Below are 7448 nucleotides of genomic sequence, written 5' to 3' on the forward strand. Positions count from 1 at the left end.
GCGGCGGGCGCATGGCGGCGGCCCGGCCGGCGGCGGTGTTCGGCGGGGGAGTGTCCTCGTCCTCGCCGGAGGCCGCGCCCGCCACGATCGGGTGGCTCTGGCCGTAGTCCAGGTCGATGACGTCGGCGACGACCACGGTCACGTTGTCGGGACCGCCACTGCGCAAGGCCAATTCGATGAGCCGGTCCGCCGCCTCGTCGGTGGTGCCCTCGCGCAGGGTGTTGGCGATGGTCTCGTCGCTGACCACGTCGGACAGGCCGTCGGAGCACAGCAGGTAGCGGTCCCCGGCCCGAGCCTCGCGCACCACCAGGGTGGGGTCGATCTCGTTGCCGGTGAGCGCCCGCATGATCAGCGAGCGCTGGGGATGGGTGTGGGCCTGTTCCGGGGTGATTCGTCCCTCGTCCACCAGTGACTGCACGAAGGTGTCGTCACGGGTGATCTGGGCCAGCTCACCGCCCCGGAGCAGATAGGCGCGGGAGTCGCCGATGTGGGCGAGGCCGAGTTTGCGGCCGGCGAACAGGATGGCGGTGAGCGTCGTGCCCATGCCGTCGAGTTCGGGCTCCTCCTCGACCTGATCGGCGATGGACGCGTTGCCTTCGTGCACCGCACGATTCAGCTTGCCGAGCAGATCGTCGCCCGGCTCGTCGTCGTCCAGATGCGCCAGCGCGGCGATCATCAGTTGCGAGGCGACCTCACCGGCGGCGTGGCCGCCCATGCCGTCCGCGAGCGCGAGCAGTCGCGCGCCTGCGTAGACGGAGTCCTCGTTATTGGCTCGGACGAGACCACGGTCGCTGCGCGCTGCGTAGCGGAGAACAAGTGTCACGATCGCAGCTCGATCACTGTCTTGCCGACCCGGACAGGGGTACCGAGTGGGACTCGGACCGGAGTGGTGACCTTCGACCGGTCGAGGTAGGTCCCATTGGTGGAACCGAGGTCCTCGACGTACCAATCCTCACCGCGCGGCGACAGTCGCGCGTGGCGGGTGGAGGCGTAGTCGTCGGTGAGGACCAGTGTGGAGTCGTCCGCGCGCCCGATCAGCACCGGCTGCTGGCCGAGTGAGATGCGAGTGCCGGCGAGTGAACCCTGAGTCACCACGAGATATTTGGCGCCCTTCTGGCCCCGGCGAAAAGATGGGAGCACCGCGGAACCGCCTGCGGCCCGAGGCGCGACCCGAAGGCCGGAAGCCGCGTAGATATCGCTGCGCAGGGTCCGGAGCACCGCCCACACGAACAGCCACAACAGCAGCAGGAACCCCGCACGGGTCAATTGCAGGATCAATCCCTGCACGGTGCTCCACCTCCTGTTCGACCGTGTCGTAGGTACGGGGCAGTTACGGAGGTATGGCTCCGTGACCCCCAACCGGTGTGTTGCGTGTCAGCGCGGCCAGAGTCCGCCGCGAGTAATGGCAGCATCATAGGGCCGTCGACCGGTTGCGATCACGATACGACCGAGGAATTCCTAGTCATATCGTGACCTGCACCGCGAGCTTACGGGATCAGACGATCCGGATCAGGATCTCGGAATGTCCGGCGCGGATGACATCCCCGTCGGCCAGCTGCCAATCCTGGACGGGCGACCCGTTGACCAGCGTGCCATTGGTCGAACCGAGGTCCGAGAGCATCGCGGTCTGGCCGTCCCAGCGAACCTCGATGTGCCGCCGGGACACCCCGGTGTCCGGCAGCCGGAAGTGCGCGTCCTGCCCGCGGCCGATGATGTTGCTGCCCTCGCGCAGCTGATAGGTGCGGCCGGAGCCGTCGTCCAGCTGCAGCGTCGCCGAGTAGCCCGAGCCGCCGCGCGCCGGGGCCGCGCCGTAGCCGCCCTGGTCGTAACCCTGCTGACCGTAGCCCTGCTGGTCGCCGTAGCCGGCCTGGTCCGGGTACTGGTCGTAGCCCTGCTGGCCGTACCCGCCCTGCTGCTGACCGCCGTAGCCCTGCTCGCCGTAGCCGCCCTGCTGCTGACCGCCGTAGCCGCCGCCCTGCTCGTAGCCCTGCTGGCCGTAGCCCGGCTGCTGGCCGTAGCCCGGGTCGGCGTAACCCTGCTGCTGGCCGTAGCCGGCCTGGTCGCCGTAGCCCTGCTCGTAGCCCTGCTGCTGGCCGTAGCCCGGGTCGGCGTAACCCTGCTGCTGCCCGTAGGCCTGATCGGGCGCGGCGTACCCGCCCTGCTGGCCGTAGCCCTGCTCGGCGTAGCCGCCCTGCTGCTGGGCGCCGTAGCCGCCGCCCTGCTGCTGGTAGTCGTAGCCGTTCTGGTACTCGCCGTAGGCCTGCTCGGACTGGCCGTAGCCGCCCTGCTCGTAGCCCTGCTGCTGGCCGTGGCCGTAGTCGCCGTACCCCTGCTGACCGGGGCGGCCCGCAGGCGGGGGCGCGTACCCGCGGTTCCGCGGATCGGACTCCGCGGGCTCACGGCTTGGGTCGTAGCCTGAGTTCTGCGTCATGGGGCCAGCTCCTGGTTGCGGGTTGGGTCGTTGTGGGCGTTCAGGTCCCGGTGACGGGCTGGCCCGCCTGCCCGCGTCCGGATCCACCCGGCCGCGCGTCCTGAACTGTCCGGTGTGCAGCGTAGGGGATGCCTCGAACTCCACGTGCACTTCACCGTAGGTCTGCCACCCTTGCTCACGGATGTGGTCCTGCAGGTGTTTGGCGAACGCACGCACCGTGAGCTGGTAATCCTCCGTGGCGACCTGCTGGTCCGGCTGGCCTTCACCGTGTACGAGTTGCCGGAGATCGGATTCGTTGACGGTGATGACGTAGCTGTTGGGAGCCAGCAGATGCCCCCCGCCCAGATCCTGGACGTGGTCGCCGGCCTCACGCTGCAGTGCGGCCTCGACCTCCTGGGGGACGACACTGCCGCCGAACGCACGGGCGAAGACATCACCGACAGCCCCCTGGAGGCGGCGCTCGAAGCGGGAAACGAACCCCATCGCCCCTCCTTCCCGGGTCGTGTCGTTTCTGACCTGCCAATAGTCGTGCGTGGAGCGTCCCGGATCGCAACACGCAGGCATGGCGTGTCGCCGGAGGGACACGGTCTTTGCATGATATCCACGATCGTCCACACCTGTAACTCTTGGCGGCGAGCCCAGGTTCCCGGGTCGTACCCGCTGCGCTACGAAGCATGCGCACCCCCGATAACCAGGCGATTTCTTTTTGACGCAAACCCCGTGATACGTTCTTCTCGTCGCTCGGGCGAGTGGCGGAATGGCAGACGCGCTGGCTTCAGGTGCCAGTGTCCGTAAGGACGTGGGGGTTCAAGTCCCCCCTCGCCCACCACGAGGAAGGCCCTCGATCCAATCGGATCGGGGGCCTTCTTCTATGTCCGGGTCCGGTCGCCGCTGCCCGGGTCGGATCGCTGTCGGGGCCCGCTCGCTCCGCCCGGTCCGGGTGGTCCGGGAAACCGCGGATGTGATGAAGGTCGCACACCCTGTTCGGGGCTGGTTTCGAGAGGCGTTGCCAGGGGCCGTTTCTGGGCCGCGCGAGGGGTGAAAATCGTTTGCCGGAGGATGCCGCCTCGGGTATGCGCCCGATTACTGTCCAGCGTTGCCTGATGATCATTTAGCTAAAACCATTCGAAACAAACTTGAGGTTTGTTTGACCCCAAGCGACTGCTTGGCAATCAGGCTGAGCTGCGACGAAACACCAGCTTAACGGGGGTTGAACCGAGGGTGAGCGGAGAATTCACGAGTTTTCCGCAAACCGTATGACGGCGTTCGAAACACATCGCGCGCAATGGGCTGAAACGGGTCCTGAAACACGACCGCGGGGATAGTTTCGGGTCCCTCCGCAGACCGCCCGCAAAGGGTATGCGGAGAATTAGCGACGGTGCCGTGTTCCCTACGGAGAAGGCGCATTTCGCCTGGTCGCGTTATGCGCCCGGTGGGCAAGTCGGAGGTTGCGTAGCCATAACGATTGTGTAGAGTCAACGGCAACGCTGGCCGCAGCTGAGCCGGACTCGCTGCGGCCAGTGGAAATCAATCCGAACCCTGCTCGCGACTACGAAGTCGCCACTCTCGCAACCGGTTCCGGATGGTTCCCGATCGAATTGCCCGTGATGTGCTCCGGGCCCATCTCCCGCGCTGTGTCATCCATCGCTCGCGCTGTGTCGTCCATCTCTCCGGCCGCCCGGCGACCGCGCCCGAATACATAGGCCAGGAAACCGAGTTCGGCCACCGCGCCGATCCCGATCCGCACCGCGGTGGGGAATCCGCTGGGCGTCACGAAGCCCTCCAGGAATCCCGACACCAGCAGCACCCCCGCCAGGCCCAGCGCGATCACCGCCGTCGCCCGTCCCTGCCGGGCCAGCGCCCGCGGGCGGCTCTCCCGGCCCGGGTCGATCAGCGTCCAGCCCAGCTTCAGGCCCGCGCCGCCCGCCACGAAAATGGCTGTGAGCTCGAGCATTCCGTGCGGCAGGATCCACCCGAAGAACGGTCCCAGCCGTCCCGCCTCGGCCATCAGCCCGGCACTGACGCCCAGGTTCAGCGCGTTCATGAACAACAGGTAGACGGCGGGCAGCACCAGCACCCCCATGAACAGCGCCATGGCCGACACCCACGCGTTGTTGGTCCACACCTTCGCCGCGAACGCGTCGTGCGAGTGCTCGTAGTAGTAGGTCTCGAATTCGCCGCCCGGCTTCGTCAAGGCGTCTGTATTCATGTCCAGCCCGAGGCGCCGGCGCGTGGTCTCGGAATTGGCCACCGCCGCGCCGAGCGCCGCCGCGCCGAGCAGGAACACCGCCGCCACCGACAGCCACCACGGCCAGGCCCGGTACACGGCGGCCGGGAAGCGGTGTGTGAAGAAGTACCCGATCTCGTGCGGAGTATCGATGCGCGCGCTCAGGATCCGCCCCCGCGCGCGGGTGAGCACCGCGGACAATCCGGTGATCAGCTCCGGGTCGGCGTCCCGGGTCTGCAACCGGGCCAGCTGCTGTGAGGCCACCCGGTACAGCCGCACCAGTTCGTCGGCCTCGGCGCCGCTGAGCCGTTTGCCGCCGGACGCCAGCCGATCCAGCCGGTCCCAGCAAGGCCGGTGCACAAAGGTGTAAGCGTCCAGATCCATCGGTTCCCCTCCTGCGCTACGGCTGACAAAATGCTAACCACCATGGCACTTTTCACCACCGGCGAGGCGGTCGCCGTCGAACTGCCGATCGCGCGGATCCCGACCCGGGCCGCGGCGTTCCTGCTCGACCTGATCGTGCAGTTCATCCTGGGTGTGATGCTGCTCCTGCTGTTCCGGGCGCTGCTGGTGCGGATCGGGGCGGACGCCGCCTGGCGGGACGCGGCCATGCTGGTGGCCCTGGTGAGCGCGGCCATCGGGTATCCGGTGGTGTTCGAGACCCTCACCCGCGGGCGTTCGCTCGGGAAGATGGCGGTCGGGCTGCGGGTGGTGCGCGCCGACGGCGGGCCCATCGATTTCAAGCACGCGGTGACCCGCGGCCTGGCCGGGATCGTCGACTTCTGGGTGCTGGGCACCGGTCTGATCGCGGTCGTGGTGTCGCTGTGCTCGCCGCAGGGCCGCCGGGTCGGGGACGCGCTCGCGGGGACGGTGGTGGTGCACGACCGCAGCCGGCTGCCGTTCGCGGCGCTGGCCGCGCCGCCGCCGTGGCTGGCGGGCTGGGCCCGGCCGCTGGACCTGTCCGGGCTCTCCGATGAGCAGGCGTTCGCGGTGCGGCAGTACCTGCTCCGGTTCCGCACCCTGACCCCCGAGGTGCAGGACCGGCTGGGCCGGGCGCTGGTGGTCTCGGTGTGCGCGAGCCTGCGCACCGCGCCCTTGAACGGTTATCCGCCGCTGCAGATTCTGGGCGCGGTGCTGGCCGAACGCCAGCGTCGCCAGCTGCCGCCGCCGAGTTTCGCGCCGCGGCAGCCGGTTCCGGTCACAGCGCTCCGGTCCGCTTGAGTTCGAGGTACTCGTCGGCCAGCGCGCCGGGCAGCAGGTCCGGGGGCGCGGTGATGACGCGGACGCCCGCGCGCCGCAAGGTCTCCCGGGCCACGGCCTCTTCCGCGATCACGTTCTCGGCGGCCGCGGCGGTGTAGAGGTCGGTCAGCCCGGTCCGGTGCGCGGCGGCGGCCGCCACCTCCGGGTCGGTCACCGACACCACCAGCACCCGGTGCCGTTCGGCCAGCACCGGCAGCACCGGCCGCAGGCCCTCCTGCACGGTGGCGGCGTCGAGGTGGGTGAACCAGACCACCAGACTGCGGCGGCGGGCCCGTCGCAGGGTCGCGCGCAACATACCGCGGTAGTCGGTGTCGGCCAGTTCCGGGGTGAGTCCGGCGAGCGCGTGCATCAACTTGAGCTGCAGGCGTTTTCCGCCGACACCGCGCACCTCGGTGCGCAGCCGCCGGTCGTAGGCCAGCAGGTCCACCGAGTCGCCGCCGGCGGCGGCCAGCCCGCCCAGCAGCAGGGCGGCCTCGATGGCGGCGTCGAGGCGGGTACCGCCACCGTGTGCACTACCGGCTCCACCGATGCGACCCGCGCTCACCCGTCCGGTGTCGAGCAGCATCACCACGTGCCGGTTGCGTTCCGGCCGCCAGGTGCGGACCAGCACGTCGTTGGCGCGGGCGGTGGCTCGCCAGTCGATGGTGCGGACGTCGTCGCCCGCGACATATTCACGGAACGAATCGAATTCGGTGCCCTGGCCGCGAATCGTGGTGGTGTTGCGGCCTTCCAGCTGCTGCAACCGCTCGACCTTGGAGGCCAGCAGCCGCTCGCTGCGGAACGGCGGCAGCGCGCGCAAACGGGCCGGAACCTGGCGGCGGACCTGGCGTCCGGCCACCCCGAGCGGGCCCAGCAGGCGCACGGTCACCGGACCGGCCACCCGGTCGCCGTGATATTCCGGGGTCAGCTCGGTGCGCAGCCGAATCCTGGTGTTGGGCGGCAGGTTCAGTGCGTGCGTGCGATGCCGGGCGTGCGCGCTCGGCGGCCAGTCGTCCCACAGCGTGCCGCGTACCGGGCGGGTCCCGGAGTTCAGCACCGCCAGTTCCACGTCGATGCTGCGGCCGGTGCGCACGGTGGTGAGCGGTTCCCGGGAAAACTCCAGCGCGCCGGGCGATCCCATGGCGATCAGATCGGTACCGATGAGCGCGGCCAGCGCCAGGGTGGCGTTGAGGACGCCGAGCCAGGACGGCTGCGCCAGCGTGACGTACAGGGCCGCGAGCACCGCGGCGGCGGCCAGCCGGCCGGTGACGATCACCGCCTACACCGGAACCGGGACGGACATCAGCAGCGAGGCCAGCACGCCCTCGGCCGTGACGCCCTCCACCTCGTGCTCGGGCCGCAGGTGCAGCCGATGCCGCAGCACCGGCGTCGCAACGGCTTTCACGTCGTCGGGGGTGACATAGCCGCGGCCGTGCAACCAGGCGAAGGCCCGCGCGCACGCCCTTGTTCTTGAACGCGGAACCGCACAGCACCGGGTAGAGCTCGGAGTTGACGGTCATCTTGCGGATGGCGCCCTTGATCTCCTCGACC

6 protein-coding genes, 1 tRNA gene and 2 pseudogenes are annotated in these 7448 nt (G+C 69.3%); 2 read left to right on the forward strand and 7 right to left on the reverse strand.

From position 1 onward, the window contains the following. The 3 genes from ACWELJ_RS32430 to ACWELJ_RS32440 form a co-directional block, all read right to left on the reverse strand. Nucleotides 1-823, reverse strand: an 823-nt coding sequence (locus ACWELJ_RS32430; protein WP_452369893.1) for a PP2C family protein-serine/threonine phosphatase, incomplete at its 3' end; no start/stop codon positions are given. Next, complete coding sequence (locus tag ACWELJ_RS32435; RefSeq protein WP_213558686.1) at nt 820-1287, reverse strand: FHA domain-containing protein FhaB/FipA; 468 nt, start codon at nt 1285-1287, stop codon at nt 820-822. The genes ACWELJ_RS32435 and ACWELJ_RS32430, both read right to left, overlap by 4 nt. 208 nt (nt 1288-1495) lie before the next feature. Beyond that, nucleotides 1496-2914 (reverse strand): FhaA domain-containing protein, encoded by a 1419-nt coding sequence (locus ACWELJ_RS32440; RefSeq protein WP_452369894.1) that lies wholly within the window; start codon nt 2912-2914, stop codon nt 1496-1498. A gap of 260 nt (nt 2915-3174) precedes the next feature. On the opposite strand from ACWELJ_RS32440, the gene ACWELJ_RS32445 reads away from it, so the two are divergent. Next, nucleotides 3175-3260, forward strand: a tRNA-Leu gene (locus ACWELJ_RS32445). Nucleotides 3261-3980: 720 nt separating this feature from the next. Here ACWELJ_RS32445 and ACWELJ_RS32450 read toward each other — a convergent pair. Further along, nucleotides 3981-5042, reverse strand: coding sequence for a stage II sporulation protein M (locus tag ACWELJ_RS32450; protein ID WP_452369895.1), 1062 nt, complete (start codon nt 5040-5042; stop codon nt 3981-3983). A gap of 42 nt (nt 5043-5084) precedes the next feature. On the opposite strand from ACWELJ_RS32450, the gene ACWELJ_RS32455 reads away from it, so the two are divergent. Next, a complete protein-coding gene (locus ACWELJ_RS32455) occupies nt 5085-5879 on the forward strand; it encodes an RDD family protein (RefSeq protein ID WP_452369896.1) in 795 nt (264 codons plus the stop codon). Here the strand turns inward: ACWELJ_RS32455 and ACWELJ_RS32460 are convergent. The 3 genes and pseudogenes from ACWELJ_RS32460 to ACWELJ_RS32470 all read right to left on the reverse strand — a co-directional run. Then, nucleotides 5857-7173 (reverse strand): DUF58 domain-containing protein, encoded by a 1317-nt coding sequence (locus ACWELJ_RS32460; protein ID WP_452369897.1) that lies wholly within the window; start codon nt 7171-7173, stop codon nt 5857-5859. The two genes, ACWELJ_RS32455 and ACWELJ_RS32460, sit on opposite strands and share 23 nt — an antisense overlap. A gap of 3 nt (nt 7174-7176) precedes the next feature. Next, nucleotides 7177-7377: pseudogene (locus ACWELJ_RS32465) on the reverse strand (AAA family ATPase); the annotation flags it as partial. Then, nucleotides 7334-7448, reverse strand: a pseudogene (locus ACWELJ_RS32470) (hypothetical protein); the annotation flags it as partial. The pseudogenes ACWELJ_RS32465 and ACWELJ_RS32470, both read right to left, overlap by 44 nt.

Source organism: Nocardia sp. NPDC004582 (assembly GCF_053602115.1).